This window comes from Enterobacter cloacae complex sp. ECC445 (genome assembly GCF_021892025.1).
Taxonomy (GTDB): Bacteria; Pseudomonadota; Gammaproteobacteria; order Enterobacterales; family Enterobacteriaceae; genus Enterobacter; species Enterobacter chengduensis.
Genome location: NZ_JAKLRZ010000008.1, coordinates 119,425 through 139,710, shown reverse-complemented (window position 1 = coordinate 139,710; position 20,286 = coordinate 119,425). Strand labels below are relative to the sequence as shown.

Below are 20,286 nucleotides of genomic sequence, written 5' to 3'. Positions count from 1 at the left end.
CGATTAATTACCCTGCATCAGGGCGATTATTTTTTATCTTTAACTTCTTCGAACTCAGCGTCGACAACGTCGTCGTCTTTCGCGTTGTTCGCCGAAGCGTCAGCGCCCGCCTGCTGCTGAGCGTGCTGCTGCTGAGCGATTTCCATCAGCTTCTGGGAAGCCTGTGCCAGCTCCTGCATCTTCGCTTCGATGTCCGCTTTATCTTCACCTTTCAGTGAGGATTCCAGCGCGCTCAGTGCAGCTTCGATTGCAGTTTTGTCTTCCGCTGGCAGCTTATCGCCAGCTTCTTCAACCTGCTTACGGGTGCTGTGCAGCAGATGGTCGCCCTGGTTACGGGTCTGAACCAGCTCTTCGAACTTACGGTCGGATTCCGCGTTAGCTTCGGCATCGCGAACCATTTTTTCGATTTCCGCTTCGTTCAGGCCAGAAGATGCCTTGATGGTGATCTTCTGCTCTTTACCGCTGTTTTTGTCTTTCGCAGACACGTGCAGAATACCGTCAGCATCGATGTCGAAGGTGACTTCGATCTGCGGCATGCCGCGCGGTGCAGGGTTAATACCGTCCAGGTTGAACTGACCCAGAGATTTGTTATCCGCCGCACGCTTACGCTCACCCTGAATCACATGGATGGTTACCGCAGACTGGTTGTCTTCAGCGGTAGAGAACACCTGGCTGTGCTTCGTTGGGATGGTGGTGTTTTTGTTGATGAGCGCAGTCATCACACCGCCCATGGTTTCGATACCCAGAGACAGCGGGGTAACGTCCAGCAGCAGTACGTCTTTCACTTCACCGGTCAGTACGCCACCCTGAACCGCAGCACCGATTGCCACCGCTTCGTCCGGGTTAACGTCTTTACGTGGCTCTTTACCAAAGAACTCAGCCACTTTCTTCTGAACCATTGGCATACGGGTCTGACCACCGACCAGGATAACGTCCTGGATATCGGATACGGACAGGCCAGCGTCCTGCAGAGCAACTTTCAGCGGCTCGATAGAACGGTTCACCAGGTCTTCGACCAGGCTTTCCAGTTTCGCACGGGTCACTTTGATGTTCATGTGTTTAGGACCGGTCGCGTCTGCGGTGATGTACGGCAGGTTCACGTCGGTCTGCTGGGCGGAAGACAGTTCGATCTTCGCTTTCTCAGCGGCTTCTTTCAGGCGCTGCATGGCCAGCGGGTCGTTACGCAGGTCAATGCCCTGATCTTTCTTAAACTCGTCAACGAGGTAGTTAATCAGACGGGTATCGAAGTCTTCACCACCCAGGTGGGTATCACCGTTGGTTGCCAGAACTTCGAAGGTTTTTTCGCCGTCAACTTCGTCGATTTCGATAATAGAGATATCGAAGGTACCACCACCGAGGTCGTAAACCGCGATAGTACGGTTGCCGACTTCTTTATCCAGACCGTAAGCCAGCGCAGCTGCGGTTGGTTCGTTGATGATACGTTTCACTTCCAGACCTGCAATACGGCCAGCATCTTTGGTTGCCTGACGCTGAGCATCGTTGAAGTATGCAGGAACGGTAATAACAGCCTCAGTTACCGGCTCACCCAGGTAATCTTCAGCGGTTTTCTTCATTTTTTTCAGCACTTCAGCAGAGATCTGCGGTGGTGCCGTTTTGGTGCCTTTCACATCAAGCCATGCATCGCCGTTATCTGCCGCGATGATTTTGTAAGGCATGATAGAAACGTCACGCTGAACTTCTTCATCCTGGAAGCGGCGACCAATCAGGCGTTTAATCGCAAACAGGGTGTTTTGCGGGTTTGTCACTGCCTGACGTTTAGCCGGCTGACCAACCAGAGTTTCACCATCCTGGGTATAAGCAATGATAGAAGGCGTGGTGCGATCGCCCTCGGCGTTCTCCAGCACGCGTGCAGTAGTGCCATCCATAATCGCTACACAAGAGTTGGTCGTACCCAGGTCGATACCAATAATTTTACCCATCTAAACGTCTCCACTAAAAATTCAGTCAACATGTGGTTGTGTACCTGTAATAAGGGCAGAACGTGCTTTTTCAACTGCCCAGATTTGATTTTTTTCAGGTCCACACACTGCGGTTGACTACAAGATGGGGTCGCGGCGGCATCCATCAAGGGGGAAGCATAAAAAAAATTTTAATTTCACCCTGATGAGATCATAGACGCCATCAATTGCGCCCATTATGATGCCGCGCCCCGTCAGGGAGAACTGACGCGGGTTTAACCATTTCACCATATTAATGATGATTTTTTTGAGGACTTATGGGCAACACTAAGTTGGCTAATCCGGCTCCGCTGGGCCTGATGGGTTTTGGCATGACCACTATCCTGCTGAACCTGCACAATATCGGGATGTTCCCGATGGATGGCATCATCCTGGCGATGGGCATTTTTTACGGCGGTATCGCGCAAATCTTCGCGGGCCTGCTGGAATATAAGAAAGGCAACACCTTCGGCTTAACCGCCTTCACCTCTTACGGTTCTTTCTGGCTGACCCTGGTTGCCATTCTGCTGCTGCCTAAAATGGGCATGGCAGACGCGGCAAACGCCCACTTCCTGGGCGTTTACCTGGGCCTGTGGGGCGTCTTCACCCTGTTCATGTTCTTCGGCACCCTGAAAGGTAACCGCATGCTGCAGTTCGTTTTCCTGAGCCTGACCGTACTGTTCGCCCTCCTGGCGATCGGTCACCTTGTGGATAACGAAGGCATCGTTCACGCAGCAGGCTGGATTGGTCTGGTGTGCGGCGCGAGCGCTATCTACCTCGCAATGGGTGAAGTGCTGAACGAGCAGTTTGAGCGCACCGTTTTACCGATTGGTGAAAAACACTGATCCCTCTGTCGTGTCCGCCTCGCGGGCACGACATCCCCGCATCTGCCCCAACCAAATTCCTAATCCCAGCCCCAACAGCGAGAGCGCCAGCACGTACCAGGCCGGCGCCATGGGAGACACGCCCATCAGCACCGTCACCGCAATCGGCGTCAGCCCACCGAAAATGGCATACGACACGTTGTAGGAAAATGAGATCCCGGTGAAGCGTACCTCGGGCGGGAAAGCTCGCACCATGACGTAAGGCACAGCACCCACTACGCCCACGCACAGCCCCACCGTGCCGTACAGCAGGAACAGCTGTTCAGGATGGCTGCCTGCAAGATGGTAAAACGCCCAGCTTGATGCGGCCATCAGCAGGCTGCCGACAATAAAGGTGACGCTGGCACCGAAACGATCTGCCGCCAGCCCGGCGGCCAGACAGCCAAAGCAGAGCATGATTGTCGCAATGCTGTTCGCCTGTAGCGTCACGGCAGGGGCGAAACCGTACTGTTTTTGCAGCCACACCGGGGACATCAGTATCACCACCACGATGCCCGCCGAGAGTAGCCAGGTGAGCAGCATCGACACCACCACCGCTTTTTTATGGCGCACCACCACCGCCTTCACCGGCAGCTCCTGCGCCAGCGCCTTGCGCTGCTGCATCTCAAGGAAAATGGGCGTCTCCTGCAGCCAGCGGCGCAGGTACATCGCGACCAGACCAAACGCCCCGCCCAGCAGGAACGGGATCCGCCAGCCCCAGTCGTGTACGGCCTGCTGCGTCATGCTGGTGTTCACAATCGTTGCGACCACCGAACCGAGCAGGATCCCGACGGTCAGCCCCGCCGTTAAGGTTCCGCAGGCGATACCAATGCGGCGCGCCGGAACATGCTCCGCGACAAACACCCACGCGCCCGGCACTTCACCGCCAATCGCCGCCCCCTGCAGGACGCGCATCAGCAGCAGCAGCAGCGGCGCGAGAATGCCCATTGAGGCATAGGTGGGCAGCAGACCAATGGCCAGCGTCGGCACGGCCATCAGCAGGATACTGAGGGTAAACATCTTCTTACGCCCGACCAGATCGCCAAAGTGCGCCATGATGATGCCGCCCAGCGGACGCGCCAGATACCCGGCAGCAAAAATGCCGAAGGTTTGCACCTGACGCAGCCACTCCGGGATATCCGCCGGGAAGAAGAGCTCCCCCAGCACGGCGGCGAAGAAGACGAAGATGATAAAGTCGTAAAACTCCAGCGCGCCGCCCAGGGCCGCGAGCGTAAGGGTTTTGTAGTCCTGACGATTCAGAGGTCGGGTGTTATGTGACATAGCGAACCATTATGCGTTTATTGTGGATTTATTTTTACAGCAATCGTAAAGAAAAAATTACTATACCGTAAAAGCGTTACCACGCTATCGCCGCTTCAGCTAATGTCACATATTGATTAATTTCAGGAGATTGTTTCGCGACGAGCGTTTTTAGGACGAAAAGCTGCTACCACGTTCTCATCGGTTTCGACATAAGGACCGTCAAGCAGCTGTATACAATACGGTACGCTTGCAAAGATGCCGTGAACGATGACGCTGCCATCCTCCCCCTTCAGGCCTTCCAGGGTCTCTTTGATCGACTTCGGCTGGCCCGGCAGGTTGAGAATCAACGCCTGCTTGCGGATCACCCCAACCTGGCGGGAAAGAATCGCCGTCGGAACAAAGTGTAGACTGATCTGGCGCATCTGTTCACCGAAGCCCGGCATTTCGCGGTCGGCGATAGCCAGCGTCGCGTCAGGCGTCACGTCGCGGCGCGCGGGGCCGGTTCCGCCCGTCGTCAGCACAAGGTGGCAGCTCATCTCATCCACCAGCTCGCAAAGCGTCTGCTCGATGATCGGCTGTTCGTCAGGGATCAGGCGCGTCTGGATCTCAAACGGGGAGGTCAGCGCGCTGCTAAGCCACTCTTCCAGAGCGGGGATGCCTTTATCCTGGTAAACGCCGCTGGAGGCGCGGTCAGAAATCGACACCAGGCCGATGCGTAAGGTATTCATATTCATTCCATTCAAAGAGTACTGATTAAAGGGAATGATACACGCAGAGAGGGGATTCAGACAGGGTGGGAAAGCAGTCGCGTGACCGGAAGCCCGGTCACGCGGAATGATTACAGCAGGTCGCCGATCATTTTTTCCAGTTTGCCCTGGTCAACAGCAAACTTGCGGATACCGTCCGCCAGCTTGTCTACTGCCATTGGATCCTGGTTGTGCTGCCACAGGAACTCGGATTCCGTGATGCGCTCTGGGCGCGCTTTCACTTCACCGGTATAAGACAGCTTACGCTCGATAGTGCCTTCGCTTTCCGCCAGCTCTTTCAGCAGCGCAGGCGCGATGGTCAGGCGGTCACAGCCAGCCAGCTCGATGATTTCACCGACGTTACGGAAGCTTGCGCCCATCACCACGGTCTCATAGCCGTGCTGTTTGTAGTATTCGTAGATTTCAGTCACAGAAACCACGCCTGGATCTTCAGCCGGTGCGTACTCTTTCTTATCGGTGTTGGCTTTATACCAGTCCAGAATACGGCCCACGAACGGAGAAATCAGGTATACGCCCGCTTCTGCACATGCACGCGCCTGCGCGAAGGAGAACAGCAGGGTCAGGTTACAGTTGATACCGTCTTTTTCCAGCTGCTCGGCCGCGCGAATACCCTGCCAGGTGGAGGCCAGCTTGATCAGGATACGATCGTTGCTGATGCCCGCGTCGTTGTACATTTTGATCAGACGTTTCGCTTTCGCGATAGACGCTTCGGTGTCGTAGGAGAGACGCGCATCCACTTCGGTAGAAATACGGCCAGGAACCAGCTTCAGGATTTCCAGACCGATGTTCACGGCCAGCTTGTCGGTGGCATCCACAATCTGCTGCGCGCGGTCGTTGCTCTGCGCTTTCGCCCAGGTCACTGCGTCGTCAATCAGTTTGCGATACTCAGGGATCTGTGCGGCGTTAAGGATCAGAGAAGGGTTGGTTGTGGCATCCTGCGGCTGGTACAGCTTCATTGCCGCGATATCTCCGGTGTCAGCTACGACAGTGGTGAACTGACGAAGGGAGGTCAATTTATCCGTCATGATAGTGTTTCTCTTTTAACGTGCCCTGGATAATTCACGCTACCGACAGCATGCCTGCAGCGGAAAAATGACAGGTTTACTTGTTAGGGGGATGTAACCGGTCTGCCCTGATGATAACACGACGGAGGGGTAGCGCAACCGCAGACAGTGCGCTTAGGCAGAGTATGATAAACTCGTAATATTAACAGGCTGCTAAGCAACAGCATGCTCAATCAGTGGTAGCGCTTACATATTCACGTTGGCATCAACAAGAGGGACGTTAATGCCTGATTTCTTTTTCTTTATTAACGAAGTCCTCTGGGGCTCGATAATGATCTACCTGCTTCTGGGAGCGGGTATCTGGTTTACGCTACGCAGCGGGTTTATCCAGTTTCGCTATATCCGCAAGTTTGGCAGAAGTCTGAAAAACAGCGTTACGCCCCAGCCGGGCGGATTAACGTCATTCCAGGCCCTTTGCACCAGCCTGGCGGCACGCCTCGGCAGCGGCAATCTGGCGGGCGTTGCCCTCGCCATCAGCGCCGGCGGGCCAGGCGCGGTCTTCTGGATGTGGGTAACGGCGCTACTCGGAATGGCCACCTCCTTTGCCGAAAGTTCGCTCGCGCAACTCTACAAAGAGAAGGATAAAAGCGGACAGTTTCGCGGCGGCCCGGCCTGGTACATGGCGCGTGGTCTGGGGATGCGCTGGATGGGCGTCCTGTTCTCGCTTTTTTTACTGCTCGCGTACGGCCTTATTTTTAATACCGTCCAGGCGAACTCTGTCGCCCATGCCCTGCGCTATGCCTTTTCCTGCCCGGAATGGCTCGCCGGTCTCGTTTTAGCTCTCGTCGTTCTGCTCACCATTTCTGCCGGTCTCAGGGGCGTCGCCCGCCTGATGCAGTGGCTGGTTCCCATTATGGCGCTACTCTGGGTTGTCGCGAGCCTGTTCGCCGCCGCCCTGCATATCGACCAGGTACCGGGCGTGATGGCGACCATCGTCAAAAGCGCCTTTGGCTGGCGCGAGGTGGCCTCCGGGGCGCTGGGCTACACCTTCAGCCAGGCGCTGATGGCGGGTTTCCAGCGCGGCATGTTCTCCAATGAAGCCGGTATGGGGTCAACCCCTAACGCGGCCGCTGCCGCCGCTTCCTGGCCGCCGCACCCGGCCGCACAGGGCATTGTGCAGATGATTGGCGTCTTTACCGATACCATCATCATCTGTTCCGCCAGCGCCATGATTTTGCTGCTGGCTGGCCCCGTGCCGCATGCGTCAGGAACCGCCGGGATACAGCTTCTACAGCAGGCGCTGGTGAACCTGACGGGCGGCTGGGGAGCAGGATTTGTCTCGCTCATCCTGACCTTGTTTGCCTTCAGTTCGATTGTGGTGAACTACCTCTACGCTGAAAATAACCTTTTTTTCCTGAAGCTCGACTCACGCGCCGCCATCGGGACGCTGCGCCTGGGGGTCATACTGATGGTAATAGCCGGTTCCTTGCTCAGCATGCCGCTGGTCTGGCAGCTGGCCGATATCATTATGGCGCTGATGGCGATCACTAACCTTACGGCGATCCTGCTGCTCTCCCCCGTGGTGAGCCTGATTGCCAGAGACTATCTGCGTCAGCGGAAGCTCGGCGTTCCGCCGGTCTTTAATCCCGCCCGCTATCCCGATATTAAGGCGCAGCTTGCCCCCGGCACGTGGGATGATTTGCCCCGGCAATAACAGCTATCGATCAATCCAGGGCGATTTTTTGCTAAAGTCGCTCTAAATTTCCTGCAAGGACTGGATATGCTGATTCTGATTTCACCTGCAAAAACGCTCGACTACCAGAGCCCGCTCGCCACCGAGCGCTATACCCAGCCTGAACTGCTGGACTACTCGCAACAGCTGATCCGCGAAGCGCGCAGGCTCTCCGCGCCGCAAATCGCCTCGCTGATGAGCATCAGCGACAAGCTGGCCGATCTTAACGCGACCCGATTCCACGAATGGCATCCGGATTTCACCCCGTCTAACGCTCGACAGGCGATTCTGGCGTTTAAAGGCGATGTCTACACCGGCCTGCAGGCGGAAGATTTTAGCGAAGCCGATTTCGATTTTGCCCAGCAGCATCTGCGCATGCTGTCGGGTCTGTACGGCGTACTGCGCCCGCTGGATCTGATGCAGCCGTACCGTCTGGAGATGGGCATTCGCCTGGAGAATACCAAAGGCAAAGACCTGTACCATTTCTGGGGCGATATTATCACCGACAAGCTCAACGCGGCGCTGCGCGCCCAGGGCGATAACGTGGTGATTAACCTGGCGTCCGATGAATACTACAGGTCGGTGAAGCCGAAAAAGCTGGATGCGGAGATCGTCAAGCCGGTGTTCCTCGACGAGAAGAACGGTAAGTTCAAGGTGATCAGCTTCTACGCCAAGAAAGCGCGCGGCCTGATGAGCCGCTACATCATCCAGAACCGCCTGACGAAGCCGGAGCAGCTGACAGCCTTTAACAGCGAAGGCTATTTCTTTGACGAAGCGTCGTCAGGGAAAGGTGAGCTGGTGTTTAAGCGCCACGAGCAGTAAAAATAAACCCCGCCTGCTGGCGGGGTTTTGCATTAGTGATGTTTCCAGTCCGGGCCCGGACGAGGATCGTCATGGTGACGATCGTCATGATGGTGGTCACGATCGCGATGCTCATCGTGTGGACGCCAGTGGTTATCGCGCCAGTCATAATGCGCCTTCCACCAGTCATGGTCGCGCCAGCGACCGCCGTCCCAGTAGTGCCCGCTATTGTCCCGGTCGCCAATCTGCAGTTTGACCGCAGGGACGAGGGTGATTTCAGATGCCTGAACCGCCATGGGAGCGACCAGCATCAGTGAAAGCGCAATCAGCACAGGTTTCAGTGTAGACATCGGTGACTCCTTATTAACGTTGCCCAACGTGGGCCGATGTAAGGAGATTACGCGAGGGGAACGGGGGATGTTATTCTCTGCAATCCTAAACGCTAAGTGACCGCATTTATTGGGAATTTCTGCTTTTTCCCTGCTATTTTTCTCCTTAATTTCTTCACAAAAAAGCCGGGTGGCGGCTTCGCCTTACCCGGCCTCGGTTGAGTGCTGCTGTTGCCGGGTGACGCTGCGCTTACCCGGCCTACGTTCAGGGGGATTGTAGGCCCGGTAAGCGAAGCGCCACCGGGCAAAAAATCACGCTCGAGCCATCATCAGCTTACGCAGCGCGGCAAAGTCTGCCGGCAGCTCATGAGACAGCAGCGGCAGGTCGGCACGCTCGGCCAGCTCTTTCGGCAGCGGCAGCGTTTCGCCGAGGATCGCTTCCACGCTCTCCTTGAACTTCGCCGGATGCGCGGTGCCGAGGAACAGGCCATACTCACCCGGGTTAAGCTGGTCGCGCAGCGCGCGGTAGGCAATCGCCGCGTGAGGCTCAGAGGTATACCCCACCGCCTTCAGCTCGCGCATCGTTGCTTTGGTGGTCTCATCCGTCACCGCAGCGTAGCCCAGGTCACCCAGACGCCAGATCTTACGGCGGAACAGCTCTTCCACGCGCGGCCAGTTGTTTGGCTGGGACACGTCCATCGCGTTGGAGAGCGTCGCCTGCGTGGCGTTCGGCGCCCACTTCCCGTCTTTGAGGAAGCGCGGCACGGTGTCGTTGGCGTTGGTGGCGGCGATAAAGCGCTTCACCGGCAGCCCCAGGGACTTCGCCAGCAGGCCCGCCGTCAGATCGCCGAAGTTACCGCTCGGCACGGAGATCACCAGCTGGTTGCGCGCGTCCTGCGGCAGCTGCGCTACCGCTTCGAAGTAGTAGCAGATCTGCGCCAGCAGACGGCTGATGTTGATGGAGTTGGCGGAGTTCAGCCCCAGGGCCACCTTCAGCTCTTCGTCGTCGAAGGCCTGCTTGACCAGCGCCTGGCAGGCATCGAAATCGCCGTCAATTGCCACGGTTTCAATGTTGCCGCCGAGGGTGCAGAACAGTTTCTCCTGCAGCGGGCTGATTTTGCCTTTCGGATAGAGGATCACCACGCGGACGTTTTTCAGGCCGTAGAACGCGTGTGCCACCGCCGCGCCGGTATCTCCGGAAGTTGCGGTCAGGATGGTCACCGGTTTATCGCCGCTGATGTGGGTCAGCATCTGCGCCATAAAGCGGCCGCCGAAGTCTTTAAACGCCAGGGTCGGGCCGTGGAACAGCTCCAGGCAGCCAACGTCAGGCTCAACCTGCTGAACCGGCGCCGGGAACGCAAACGCCGCGCGCACGCGCTCTTCCAGCAGCTCCTGCGGGATTTCATCACCGATAAACGCGGAGAGAATTTTGGTGCTGCGCGTGACAAAGTCCTGCTTCAGCAGCTCATCAATCTCGGTCAGCTGGAATTCCGGCAGGTCGTGCGGGAAAAACAGCCCCTGATTTTTGCCCAGTCCCTGAGTCACCGCCTGCGCGAAGCTGACCTGCTCGTTATGATCTTTAAGGTTGTAGAGTTTCATTAATTATCCCAGTACTCGTGCGCCAGCCGTGTCCAGACGGCAAATATGAACAAAGCCTTCCTGATTTTGCAGGTAGTGTTTAGAGAGCCAGTCCGCCACGCGCTGCGCGGTGTCAGGCTTGTCGCAAAGGGCGAACAGCGTCGGGCCAGAGCCGGAAATGCCGCACGCCTGCGCGCCGATATCCATTGATGCCTGCCGCGCCTCGTTAAAGCCGGGCAGCAGCTTTGTGCGGTACGGCTCGGCAATGACGTCCTTCATCAGCTTGGCCGCCAGCTGCGGCTGACGGGTGTAGCAGGCGTGGATAAAGCCCGCCAGATGACGCCCGTGGGCGATACAGTCCTGACGACGATACTGCGCGGGCAGGATCGCACGCGCTTCCGCGGTAGACACCTTAATGCCCGGATAGGCCAGCACCCACAGCCACTCATCAAACCCTGGCACCTGCTGGCTGATGATGCCATTTTCTTCGATCATCAGCTGCATGCCGCCGAGGAAGCACGGCGCCACGTTGTCATAGTGAATGCTGCCTGAAATGCGCCCTTCCAGCTCGCCCATTAACCCCAGCAGCCGGTTATTGTTCAGCGGCTTGCCGCAGTGCTCGTTCATCGCCACCAGCGCGGCGACCACGGAACAGGCGCTGGAGCCCAGGCCCGAGCCAATCGGCATACTTTTTTCCAGCGTCATGGCAACCGGCACGTTTTTACCGATCTCCTGACAGAAGCGTTCCCAGCACTGATAGACGATATTCTCGCGCGGCTCCGTCGGCAGCTTGCTGGCGAAGCGGCCCACGTTATTCAGGCTGAAGCTGTCTGCCGCTTCCACCGTCACCGTATCGCCCAGCAGCGAACCATCCACCGGCGTCACCGCCGCGCCCAGCACGTCAAATCCGACGCTCATATTCGCGCTGGAAGCCGGGGCATAAACTTTGACCATGTTAAACTCCTAACTTCCATGACAGGGTACGCAGCAGATCGGCAAACACACCCGCCGCCGTAACATCGTTCCCTGCGCCATAGCCGCGAAGTACCAGCGGCAGTGGCTGATAATAGTGGCTGTAAAACGCGAGGGCGTTTTCGCCGTTTTTGACTTTGTATAGCGGGTCGTTGCCGTCCACTTCAGCAATCTTCACCCGGCACACGCCATCTTCTTCAATGTTGCCAACATAGCGCAATACCTTACCTTCATCACGGGCTTTCGCCACGCGCGCGGCAAAAGCATCGTCAAGCTGGGGTAAATTTGCCATAAAGGTGCTGACATCACCGCTGCTGTCAAACTCGGCTGGCAACACGGGTTCAATCACAATATCCGAAAGCTCCAGCTCGCGGCCCGTTTCGCGCACGAGGATCAGCAGCTTGCGCGCCACGTCCATGCCGGAGAGATCGTCCCGCGGATCCGGCTCGGTATAGCCCAGCTCGCGCGCGGCGCGGGTCGCTTCCGAGAGGCTCGTGCCCTCGTCCAGCTTGCCGAAGATAAACGACAGGGAGCCGGAGAGAATGCCGGAGAAACGCTGCAGCTCGTCGCCCGCGTTAAGCAGGTTCTGCAGGTTCTCGATAACCGGCAGGCCCGCGCCCACGTTGGTGTCGTACAGGAACTTGCGGCGCGACTTGCTCGCCGCCAGGCGCAGCTGGTGATAGTAATCCATCGACGAGGTGTTGGCCTTTTTGTTCGGCGTCACCACGTGGAAACCTTCGCGCAGGAAGTCCGCGTACTGGTCGGCCACCGCCTGGTTCGAGGTACAGTCGACGATCACCGGGTTAAGCAGGTGATACTCTTTTACCAGACGGATCAGGCGGCCCAGGTTGAAAGGCTCTTTCGCCTCATTCATCTCGGCCTGCCAGTTTTCCAGGTTCAGGCCGTGGACGTTAGTCAACAGCGCTTTGGAATTCGCGATGCCGCAGACGCGCAGATCGATATGTTTCTTCTTCAGCCACGCCTGCTGACGCTTCACCTGCTCCAGCAGCGCGCCGCCTACGCCGCCCACGCCAATCAGGAACAGCTCGATGACCTGATCGGTGTTGAACAGCATCTGGTGAACCACGCGCACGCCGGTGGTGGCATCGTCGTTATCCACCACCACGGAGATAGAACGCTCTGACGAGCCCTGGGCAATCGCCACGATGTTTATATTGGCCCGCGCCAGCGCGGCAAAGAACTTGGCGGAGATGCCGCGCAGGGTGCGCATGCCGTCGCCGACGACAGAGATAATCGCCAGACGCTCCTGAATCGCGAGCGGCTCCAGCAGCTCTTCTTTCAGCTCCAGGTAGAACTCTTCCTCGAGCGCGCGGCGAGCGCGCAGGCAGTCAGCCTGCGGCACGCAGAAGCTGATGCTGTATTCGGAAGAGGATTGGGTAATCAGCACCACCGAGATCCCGTTGCGGGACATGGCCGCAAAGACGCGCGCCGCCATGCCGACCATCCCTTTCATTCCCGGACCGGAGACGCTGAACATCGCCATGTTATTCAGGTTGGAGATGCCTTTCACCGGCAGGCCGTCCTCATCGGTGCTCGCGCCAATCAGCGTGCCCGGCGCCTGCGGGTTACCGGTGTTTTTAATCAGGCAAGGGATCTGGAACTGGGCAATCGGGGAGATGGTACGCGGGTGAAGCACTTTGGCGCCGAAGTAGGAAAGCTCCATCGCTTCCTGGTACGACATCGACTTCAGCAGCCTGGCGTCCGGAACCTGGCGCGGGTCGCAGGTATAGACCCCGTCGACGTCAGTCCAGATCTCGCAACAGTCCGCGCGTAAGCAGGCGGCCAGCACGGCGGCAGAGTAGTCGGAGCCGTTACGGCCCAGCACCACCAGCTCGCCCTTCTCGTTACCGGCGGTGAAGCCTGCCATCAGGATCATATGGTCAGCGGGGATTTTGCTGGCGGCGATACGGCGGGTTGATTCGGCAATATCAACGGTGGATTCGAGGTAGTGGCCCACCGCCAGCAGTTTTTCAACCGGATCGATCGCGGTCACGCGATGGCCGCGCGCTTCCAGCACGCCGGCCATGATGGCGATAGAGAGTTTTTCTCCGCGGCAGATCAGCGCCGCGTTGACGCTGTCCGGGCACTGGCCGAGAAGGCTGATGCCGTGCAGGACGTGTTTAATTTGCGCGAATTCCTGCTCAACGAAGGACTTCAGCTGCGCGTGCGGGAAACCAGGCAGCGCCTCTGCCAGCCCCTGCAGCAGGTCAGCGAAGATACGCTCTGCGTCGCTGATGTTCGGGAGTGCATCCTGGCCACCGATGGTTTTTTCAATCATCGCCACCAGATGGTTCGTGATTTTTGCCGGGGCAGAGAGCACGGTCGCAACCTGCCCCTGCCTGGCGTTGCTTTCCAGGATATCGGCAACACGCAGAAATCGCTCTGCATTTGCCACTGATGTACCGCCGAACTTCAACACTCGCATGGTTCTACCTCGTTTCCTTTAGCCGAAAAAAAAGCCCGCACTGTTCAGGTGCGGGCTTTTTTTTGTTTTTCCTGTACGCGTCAGCCCGCATCGTTACCTGTGGTAATGATGATGGTTGTGGTAATGGTGGTGATGCTGATGCGTTTCATGGATGTTGTGTACTCTGTCATTATTATCTGTCTGTGCTGTATTCTTTTAGGGTTAAAGGATCGGGCACCTTAAGTCAACGAATTTTTAATTTGATCACAATTCGCGAGACTCTCACGTCCCGCTGCTCGCCGATTTATTTTCATCCGATTCCCCCATATGCAACCCACCCAGACAGACTTATTCGCCATAATAAAAACTTATGGCAGTATTTTACTCGGCTAATTTTTTTTCAATATCGTGTAGCAAACGGTGCAACATTGCCGTGTCCCGCTGTTCAAGTCGCCCAAGACGCTGGTGCAGCCAGTCAGCCATTTTTTGATCGCCAGCGACATTCAGCTGCACTAACAGGTTATCCACGCGAGCGCGAAGTGCGGCCAGCTGGTTTTCATCGGTTCCTGTATTTTGCGGCTGGGGAATTTGTATTAAGGATGCTAATTGATAGCAATACACCATGACCGCCTGGCCTAAGTTCAGGGAGGGATAATCCGCGACCATCGGCGCACCGGTAAGAACGTCAGCCAGCGCCAGCTCATCGTTGGTTAATCCCGAATCCTCGCGCCCAAACACCAGCGCGGCTTTCTCCAGCCACTGGCTTTTCTCTTCCAGCATGGGCACCAGCTCGGCAGGCGTGGCGTAGTAATAGAACTTCGCCCGGCTGCGTGCGGTGGTGGCAACGGTAAACGAAATGTCATGCAGCGCGTCGGCAAGCGTAGCGTAAGTGGTTATATTATCAAGAATATCTCCCGAACCGTGCGCCACCCAACGGGCGGCGGGCTCCAGATGCGCCGTACTGTCCACAATACGTAAATCGGTAAAACCCATGGTCTTCATGGCACGCGCGGCAGCGCCTATATTTTCCGCTCTGGCTGGGGCAACCAGTACAATCGACAGATGCATTTATGCTCTCTTTTTAATCAGTTAGCCGGTAAAAATGTGATGCACTTCAACATATTACGCAGCGCGAATTTACAAAATTGCAACACAAATCACCGAAATAGCGTTTCACAACAAATTAAAAACGCTAAACTATTCCTTGTCTGAACAATCAGTTAGAATGTTAACAGAACACTATTATCCCTATGTTTTATAATGATAATAGCGATATGAATACCCTATTCTGATTGGATTCGCATTGTTTATAAATCAATGTCCGCAACTAGTTGGTTTATTGAAAAATTGTGACAAAGGCTAGCATTCGGCTACGATGATTTCATCAAACTGTTAACGTGCTACAATTGAACTTGATATATGTCAACGAAGCGTAGTTTTATTGGGTGTCTGGTGTCACTTAGCCTGTTATGTTGCTGTTAAAATGGTTAGGATGACAGCCGTTTTTGACACTGTCGGGTCCAAAGGGAAAGTACCCAAGACCAAGCTAATGATGTTGTTGACGTTGATGGAAAGTGCATCAAGAACGCAATTACGTACTTTAGTCACGTTAAGCCGATCATGTTAATTTGCGACATGCATCAGGCAGGTCAGGGACTTTTGTACTTCCTGTTTCGATTTAGTTGGCAATTTAGGTAGCAAACATGCAGACCCCGCACATTCTTATCGTTGAAGACGAGTTGGTAACACGCAACACGTTAAAGAGCATTTTCGAAGCAGAAGGCTACGATGTCTTTGAAGCGACCGATGGCGCAGAGATGCATCAGATCCTTTCTGAAAATGATATCAACCTGGTGATCATGGACATTAACCTGCCGGGCAAAAACGGTCTTCTTCTGGCGCGCGAACTGCGCGAGCAGGCGAACGTCGCGTTAATGTTCCTGACGGGCCGTGATAACGAAGTTGATAAAATTCTTGGCCTGGAAATCGGTGCGGATGACTACATCACCAAGCCGTTCAATCCTCGCGAGTTAACCATTCGTGCACGCAACCTGCTGTCCCGCACCATGAACCTGGGTACGGTCAGCGAAGAGCGTCGTAGCGTAGACAGCTACAAATTCAACGGCTGGGAACTTGATATCAATAGCCGTTCGCTGATCAGCCCGAACGGTGAGCAGTATAAACTGCCGCGCAGCGAATTCCGCGCGATGCTGCACTTCTGCGAAAACCCGGGCAAAATTCAGTCCCGTGCAGAACTGCTGAAGAAAATGACCGGCCGCGAGCTGAAGCCGCACGACCGTACCGTAGACGTGACCATCCGTCGTATTCGTAAGCATTTCGAATCTACGCCAGATACGCCGGAAATCATCGCCACGATCCACGGTGAAGGTTACCGTTTCTGCGGCGATCTGCAGGAATAATCCCGCAGTTAACGTATTTAAAAACGGCGCATTTGCGCCGTTTTTTTATTTCCAGATCCGCATCGTATCGTTATCGGGCTCTGCGGGTGGTTCACGCCGCTTCGGCTGAGAGAGCGAGTACCAGTCGAAATGCCGGGTCAGGTACATCACGGCGAACAGCGCCAGGGCGAGAACCGCTGACCCCAACAGCAGCGCGCTGTCCTCCGAGCGCAGCAGGAACCACATCACCACGTCCAGCCCGAGTAGCGCCAGCACAAACAGCCCGCTCCGCTTCCAGCTTTTCAGCACGGCCTGCAGGTACATCCCGTTCATTGCTCCACCCACCAGGCTTGCAACAACCCACGCGGGCGTAAACCCGACGTGTTCAGACAGCGCCAGCAGCACCAGATAGAACAGGACCAGCGACAGCCCCACCAGCAGATACTGCATCGGGTGAAGGCGTAATCCGGTTAAGGTTTCGAAGACAAAGAAGGCCATAAACGTCAGCGCAATCAGTAAAATGGCGTACTTGATCGCACGATCGGTCAGCTGGTACTGATCGGCAGGCGTGGCTACCGTAACGCTAAAAGCAGGGATTGATTCCCACTCTGGCGATTCGCTCCCGTTAAACCAGCCCTCAAGGTTGTTTGCAAACCAGCTGCTCTGCCAGCTCGCCTGAAAACCTGAATCACCAATTTTATGTTTCACCGGCAGATAGTTGCCCATAAAGCCCGGATGCGGCCAGTTGCTGTTCAACTCCATTTCGCTGTTACGTCCCACGGGCACCACGGCAAAACTCCCCGTCCCCGCCAGATTCAGCGACATCTCCATGGCAAACGTTTTTGACTCCAGCGCTTTATCCGTCAGCGGAATATGTACACCGGAAAGCGCTCCAGACACGCCCGAACCCGGCTCTACGCTCAGCGTCTCGCCGTTGATACTGGAGACTTTCACCGTGCCAATACCGCGCGCATCGCCCACCCCCACAACGATAAACGGCTGCCCCAGGGTCATCGTTTCCCCTTTCAGCTGCGTCATTTTTTCGGTGTTGAACTGCGCCTTTATATTGAGAGCGTTGTTCCAGATTTGGCCGTCATAGATGCCGATATTCCTGGACTCGACGCGCTGGTTACCCTCAACAAGCAAAGACTCCGGGAGGATAAAATGCAGATAGCTTTTCTTGTACTCGACCTTCTTCTCATCCTCTTGCTTGTAAAAGATCTCTGTCACCGGAATCGCAATCAGCGGGCCGACCAGTTTTTGCGGTCCGCTGGTGCTCTGGCGAAGCGTATTTTCGACATCATTACGGTAGCTTTCACGCTCTGAAATGAGGTTACTCACCATAAACAGCGGGACTAACAGCAGCAGAATGCACCCCAGCAGGGTGCTTACTTTCCAGAACAGGGGGGATTTCATCATTACGTCTCCTTTGTGATGAGGAGAGCGTAACCAGGGTATGTGGGGTCAGTTTGAAGCTATGTGAAGGGACGGTGAAGCGTCAGCGTGGCCATCACGCCACCTTCATCACGATTACGCAATGTGATCTCTCCCTGATGCAGACGCGCCACCTCCTGGACAAACGCCAGCCCGAGCCCGCTGCTCTTCAGCCCGTTCTCGCGAGGAAGGGAATAGAAGCGTTCAAAAATACGCTCCAGCGCGTAATCCGGGATCCCGCTCCCGCTGTCGGTGACGATAAGCCGGACTTCCCCCTGATCTTCCCGGGCCGCCAGTTCAACGGTGCCGCCCTGCGGCGTAAAATCGATGGCGTTATCCAGCAAATTGCCGAGCGCCTGCTCGAGCAGGTCGGGATCCCCTTCAACATGACGCGAAGCGGGCTGGAGGGTCAGCCCAATCTCTTTTGCCGCCAGCAGCGCCGAGCGCGCGTCGGCAAGCCGCGTAAACAGCAGATCGACACGGACGGTCTGAGGCGTAATCTCGACCCGATTTTCAAGCCGCGCCTGCGTGAGCAGTTTTTCAACCAGCGACTGCATACGCGCGTTTTGCACCAGAATATTATCGATAAACCGCGTGGCCACCTGCGGCGGCGGCTGCTCGGAGAGAATTTCTGCCGCGCCGCGTATGGCGGCGAGGGGGCTTTTCAGCTCGTGGGTCAGCGCATGGACGTAGCGTTCAATGTAGTTTTTCCCTTCCAGGCGAATGCGCATATTCTCCAGCGCCTGGGCCAGCTTTTGCAGTTCGCTACTGCCTGGATTAGGCAGCGGCAGAGGCGCATCCGTGGTCACCGAGTCGGCATAGCGCGATAACGTAGCGATGGATCGATTGATCCACCACGCCACTGCAAAGCCAATCAGGAGAGCAATGCCGAGCAGCGCCCCGCCTGCCCAGAGGATACGTCGCTCGCTGCGGTGAATCACCGGTGCCATCGCGCTGTTCGGTTTCCCGACCGACAGCACGCCGATAATCTTGCCCTGCTCCACAACCGGCGCGGCCACATACATCACCGTGCTCTCCGGATCGTCGGATTTACTTTGAGTACTGCGCGCGCCGTATTCGCCGCGAAGCGTCAGCCAGACATCGTTCCAGCACGAGTAGTCTTGCCCCACGGCCAGACCCGCGGAATCAAACACGACGCGGCCCTGCGCATCGGTCATGTAGACGTGATACTCGTTACGCACTTTATGAATCCCGCCGATATTGGCGCGAAAAGGGCGCTGATGAAGCTGAGAAAAGGCCTGCGCCAGTTTCCCCTGCTGCGCATGACCCGAAAGCAAATCATCGCGTCCGATTTCGGCCAACAGGGTCGCGGTATCGATTAGCGTGCCCTCGGTGGCCCTGCGCACGCCGGGCTTCACTTCCTGAACAAAGATCGACAGCACGAACCACGCGGCGATGGCGACGATCAGGAAATATCCCAGCAACAACCGCATCCCAATGCGCATCAGTAAAGGCCCAGACTATAGCCCATACCGCGATGGGTGCTGATGGGCGAAATTTCCTCATTCACCGCCCGCAGCTTGGCGCGCAGGGTTTTGATGTGGGTGTCCACGGTTCGATCGAAGCTGTCGCCGTCTTCGCCCCATACCTTGTCCATCAGCTGCTGACGTGAAAATACCCGCCCGGGGGCCTGTAGCAGGGTTTTGAGCAACAAGAATTCGTATCGGGTCAGGGGGAGAGCTTCACCGTACCAGCTAATGCGCGCGGCAGGCTCGTTCAGTTCAAACTGCCCGATGCGCAGCGTCTCTGTTGGCGCGGCAGATTTTTGCATGCGCCGTAAAATCGTCCGCACCCGCGCGCAGACTTCACGGGGGGAGAAGGGTTTCGCAACGTAGTCATCAGCGCCTATTTCCAGGCCAAGCAGCTTATCTACCTCATCACTGCGCGCCGTCAGAAACAGCACGAGCAGCGAAGGATGCTGCGCCAGCAGCCGGCGGCAAAGCTCAAACCCACTGATGTCCGGCAGACCAACATCCAGAATAGCGAGCGCTGGTACCTGCCGTCGCGCCTCCTCGAGCACGGGTAAACCGCGTTCAAACGCCTTTACCGCGAATCCTTCCTGCTGAAGCATGTAGATCAGCGTATCGGCGATACTGGTTTCGTCCTCAACCAGCCAGATCACAGGTTGTTGCATAGCTCATCCCTGAATTAATGCCACGGCATAATCGGCACCGCGCTGATCGCGTTTTTCGGCGAGCCTTCCACTACTTTGTCAGAATAGGCCAGGTAAGCCAGCGTATTGCGCTTCGCGTCGTAGAAACGCACCACCTGCAGCTTTTTAAACACCAGCGAGGTCCGTTTCTGGAATACCACGTCGCCCTGCGCTTTACCGTTTTTAATTTTATCGCTCAATTCAACCGGCCCCACCTGCTGGCAGGAGATTGCCGCGTCGGAGGTGTCTTCCGCCAGCCCCAAACCGCCTTTGATACCGCCCGTTTTCGCGCGGCTGACGTAGCAGGTAACGTTTTTCACGTCCGGATCGTCAAACGCCTCCACCACGATTTTGTGGTCTGGGCCAAACATTTTAAACACGGTATCGACGGAACCAATCTGTTCAGCCTGCGCCACGCGCCCAACCATCAACATTAACGCGGTGAGGATCAAAGTCTTGTATTTCATATTGTTACCATTCTTTAAAATTACGCTGATCGATTATTCAACACTTTAGACAAAAATGTAGCAAGATCACAGGATTAGAATATATTCACCCAAAATCGTAGCGAAAAAGCATTTAAGCGCA

General features: G+C 56.2%; 19 protein-coding genes and 1 other annotated feature. Of the genes, 4 read left to right on the top strand and 15 right to left on the bottom strand.

Annotated features, from left to right (window positions below; all coding sequences use genetic code 11):
* Nucleotides 1–26 precede the first annotated feature (26 nt).
* Nucleotides 27–1,940, bottom strand: coding sequence for a molecular chaperone DnaK (dnaK, locus tag L6R44_RS09925; RefSeq protein ID WP_023310346.1), 1,914 nt, complete (start codon nucleotides 1,938–1,940; stop codon nucleotides 27–29).
* 296 nt (nucleotides 1,941–2,236) lie between these two features.
* On the opposite strand from dnaK, the gene satP reads away from it, so the two are divergent.
* Complete coding sequence (gene satP / locus L6R44_RS09920; protein WP_237424030.1) at nucleotides 2,237–2,803, top strand: acetate uptake transporter; 567 nt, start codon at nucleotides 2,237–2,239, stop codon at nucleotides 2,801–2,803.
* Here satP and L6R44_RS09915 read toward each other — a convergent pair.
* The 3 genes from L6R44_RS09915 to tal all read right to left on the bottom strand — a co-directional run bounded on the left by L6R44_RS09915 (nucleotide 2,780) and on the right by tal (nucleotide 5,876).
* Nucleotides 2,780–4,102, bottom strand: a complete 1,323-nt coding sequence (locus tag L6R44_RS09915; RefSeq protein ID WP_237424029.1) for an MFS transporter — start codon at nucleotides 4,100–4,102, stop codon at nucleotides 2,780–2,782. The two genes, satP and L6R44_RS09915, sit on opposite strands and share 24 nt — an antisense overlap.
* A gap of 122 nt (nucleotides 4,103–4,224) precedes the next feature.
* Nucleotides 4,225–4,812: a molybdopterin adenylyltransferase gene (mog, locus tag L6R44_RS09910; protein ID WP_032644015.1), complete on the bottom strand. Its 588-nt coding sequence runs from the start codon at nucleotides 4,810–4,812 to the stop codon at nucleotides 4,225–4,227.
* Nucleotides 4,813–4,922: 110 nt separating this feature from the next.
* Nucleotides 4,923–5,876 (bottom strand): transaldolase, encoded by a 954-nt coding sequence (tal, locus tag L6R44_RS09905; protein WP_032644014.1) that lies wholly within the window; start codon nucleotides 5,874–5,876, stop codon nucleotides 4,923–4,925.
* A gap of 262 nt (nucleotides 5,877–6,138) precedes the next feature.
* On the opposite strand from tal, the gene L6R44_RS09900 reads away from it, so the two are divergent.
* Both L6R44_RS09900 and yaaA read left to right on the top strand, forming a co-directional pair.
* On the top strand, nucleotides 6,139–7,569 hold the full coding sequence (locus tag L6R44_RS09900) for an alanine/glycine:cation symporter family protein (RefSeq protein WP_237424028.1): 1,431 nt from the start codon (nucleotides 6,139–6,141) through the stop codon (nucleotides 7,567–7,569).
* A gap of 66 nt (nucleotides 7,570–7,635) precedes the next feature.
* The gene (gene yaaA / locus L6R44_RS09895; protein ID WP_237424027.1) at nucleotides 7,636–8,409 is read left to right on the top strand and encodes a peroxide stress protein YaaA; all 774 of its coding nucleotides are present in this window, start codon (nucleotides 7,636–7,638) and stop codon (nucleotides 8,407–8,409) included.
* Between the two features lie 32 nt (nucleotides 8,410–8,441).
* On the opposite strand, the gene L6R44_RS09890 is transcribed toward yaaA, so the two are convergent.
* From L6R44_RS09890 to yjjY, 7 genes are all read right to left on the bottom strand, one after another.
* On the bottom strand, nucleotides 8,442–8,738 hold the full coding sequence (locus tag L6R44_RS09890; RefSeq protein WP_032644011.1) for a DUF2502 domain-containing protein: 297 nt from the start codon (nucleotides 8,736–8,738) through the stop codon (nucleotides 8,442–8,444).
* A 291-nt stretch (nucleotides 8,739–9,029) separates the two neighbouring features.
* Nucleotides 9,030–10,316, bottom strand: coding sequence for a threonine synthase (gene thrC / locus L6R44_RS09885; protein WP_237424026.1), 1,287 nt, complete (start codon nucleotides 10,314–10,316; stop codon nucleotides 9,030–9,032).
* Nucleotides 10,317–10,319: 3 nt separating this feature from the next.
* Nucleotides 10,320–11,249, bottom strand: coding sequence for a homoserine kinase (gene thrB / locus L6R44_RS09880; RefSeq protein ID WP_237424025.1), 930 nt, complete (start codon nucleotides 11,247–11,249; stop codon nucleotides 10,320–10,322).
* 1 nt (nucleotide 11,250) lies between these two features.
* A complete protein-coding gene (gene thrA / locus L6R44_RS09875; RefSeq protein WP_237424024.1) occupies nucleotides 11,251–13,713 on the bottom strand; it encodes a bifunctional aspartate kinase/homoserine dehydrogenase I in 2,463 nt (820 codons plus the stop codon).
* Between the two features lie 24 nt (nucleotides 13,714–13,737).
* Nucleotides 13,738–13,855 (bottom strand) — a sequence feature (Thr leader region).
* Nucleotides 13,794–13,862 carry a thr operon leader peptide gene (thrL, locus tag L6R44_RS09870; protein ID WP_015572623.1) on the bottom strand — a complete coding sequence of 23 codons (69 nt, stop codon included), beginning with the start codon at nucleotides 13,860–13,862 and terminating at the stop codon, nucleotides 13,794–13,796. It overlaps the preceding feature by 62 nt.
* A 211-nt stretch (nucleotides 13,863–14,073) precedes the next feature.
* A complete protein-coding gene (locus L6R44_RS09865; RefSeq protein WP_237424023.1) occupies nucleotides 14,074–14,760 on the bottom strand; it encodes a tRNA/rRNA methyltransferase in 687 nt (228 codons plus the stop codon).
* Between the two features lie 399 nt (nucleotides 14,761–15,159).
* On the bottom strand, nucleotides 15,160–15,300 hold the full coding sequence (yjjY, locus tag L6R44_RS09860; RefSeq protein WP_085928893.1) for a protein YjjY: 141 nt from the start codon (nucleotides 15,298–15,300) through the stop codon (nucleotides 15,160–15,162).
* Between the two features lie 95 nt (nucleotides 15,301–15,395).
* Here yjjY and arcA point away from each other — a divergent pair, with 95 nt between their 5' ends.
* Complete coding sequence (gene arcA / locus L6R44_RS09855; RefSeq protein WP_003856501.1) at nucleotides 15,396–16,112, top strand: two-component system response regulator ArcA; 717 nt, start codon at nucleotides 15,396–15,398, stop codon at nucleotides 16,110–16,112.
* 45 nt (nucleotides 16,113–16,157) lie between these two features.
* Here the strand turns inward: arcA and creD are convergent, their stop codons facing one another.
* From creD to creA, 4 genes are read right to left on the bottom strand one after another with little or no spacing between them, the layout of a single operon-like run.
* Nucleotides 16,158–17,510, bottom strand: coding sequence for a cell envelope integrity protein CreD (gene creD, locus L6R44_RS09850; RefSeq protein WP_237424022.1), 1,353 nt, complete (start codon nucleotides 17,508–17,510; stop codon nucleotides 16,158–16,160).
* 56 nt (nucleotides 17,511–17,566) lie between these two features.
* Nucleotides 17,567–18,991, bottom strand: a complete 1,425-nt coding sequence (gene creC / locus L6R44_RS09845) for a two-component system sensor histidine kinase CreC (RefSeq protein ID WP_237424021.1) — start codon at nucleotides 18,989–18,991, stop codon at nucleotides 17,567–17,569.
* Complete coding sequence (creB, locus tag L6R44_RS09840) at nucleotides 18,991–19,680, bottom strand: two-component system response regulator CreB (protein WP_237424020.1); 690 nt, start codon at nucleotides 19,678–19,680, stop codon at nucleotides 18,991–18,993. Before creB ends, creC begins: the two co-directional genes overlap by 1 nt.
* Nucleotides 19,681–19,694: 14 nt before the next feature.
* Nucleotides 19,695–20,165, bottom strand: coding sequence for a protein CreA (creA, locus tag L6R44_RS09835; RefSeq protein WP_032644003.1), 471 nt, complete (start codon nucleotides 20,163–20,165; stop codon nucleotides 19,695–19,697).
* Nucleotides 20,166–20,286: the final 121 nt, after the last annotated feature.

Bases quoted from the DNA above. Each gene is read 5' to 3' on its own strand.
- tal (WP_032644014.1), bottom strand. From the start codon at position 5,876: ATGACGGATAAATTGACCTCCCTTCGTCAGTTCACCACTGTCGTAGCT.
- mog (WP_032644015.1), bottom strand. From the start codon at position 4,812: ATGAATACCTTACGCATCGGCCTGGTGTCGATTTCTGACCGCGCCTCC.
- L6R44_RS09865 (WP_237424023.1), bottom strand. From the start codon at position 14,760: ATGCATCTGTCGATTGTACTGGTTGCCCCAGCCAGAGCGGAAAATATA.
- dnaK (WP_023310346.1), bottom strand. From the start codon at position 1,940: ATGGGTAAAATTATTGGTATCGACCTGGGTACGACCAACTCTTGTGTA.
- L6R44_RS09890 (WP_032644011.1), bottom strand. From the start codon at position 8,738: ATGTCTACACTGAAACCTGTGCTGATTGCGCTTTCACTGATGCTGGTC.
- creC (WP_237424021.1), bottom strand. From the start codon at position 18,991: ATGCGCATTGGGATGCGGTTGTTGCTGGGATATTTCCTGATCGTCGCC.
- yaaA (WP_237424027.1), top strand. From the start codon at position 7,636: ATGCTGATTCTGATTTCACCTGCAAAAACGCTCGACTACCAGAGCCCG.
- creB (WP_237424020.1), bottom strand. From the start codon at position 19,680: ATGCAACAACCTGTGATCTGGCTGGTTGAGGACGAAACCAGTATCGCC.
- satP (WP_237424030.1), top strand. From the start codon at position 2,237: ATGGGCAACACTAAGTTGGCTAATCCGGCTCCGCTGGGCCTGATGGGT.
- creA (WP_032644003.1), bottom strand. From the start codon at position 20,165: ATGAAATACAAGACTTTGATCCTCACCGCGTTAATGTTGATGGTTGGG.
- thrB (WP_237424025.1), bottom strand. From the start codon at position 11,249: ATGGTCAAAGTTTATGCCCCGGCTTCCAGCGCGAATATGAGCGTCGGA.
- L6R44_RS09915 (WP_237424029.1), bottom strand. From the start codon at position 4,102: ATGTCACATAACACCCGACCTCTGAATCGTCAGGACTACAAAACCCTT.
- creD (WP_237424022.1), bottom strand. From the start codon at position 17,510: ATGATGAAATCCCCCCTGTTCTGGAAAGTAAGCACCCTGCTGGGGTGC.
- thrC (WP_237424026.1), bottom strand. From the start codon at position 10,316: ATGAAACTCTACAACCTTAAAGATCATAACGAGCAGGTCAGCTTCGCG.
- L6R44_RS09900 (WP_237424028.1), top strand. From the start codon at position 6,139: ATGCCTGATTTCTTTTTCTTTATTAACGAAGTCCTCTGGGGCTCGATA.
- arcA (WP_003856501.1), top strand. From the start codon at position 15,396: ATGCAGACCCCGCACATTCTTATCGTTGAAGACGAGTTGGTAACACGC.
- thrA (WP_237424024.1), bottom strand. From the start codon at position 13,713: ATGCGAGTGTTGAAGTTCGGCGGTACATCAGTGGCAAATGCAGAGCGA.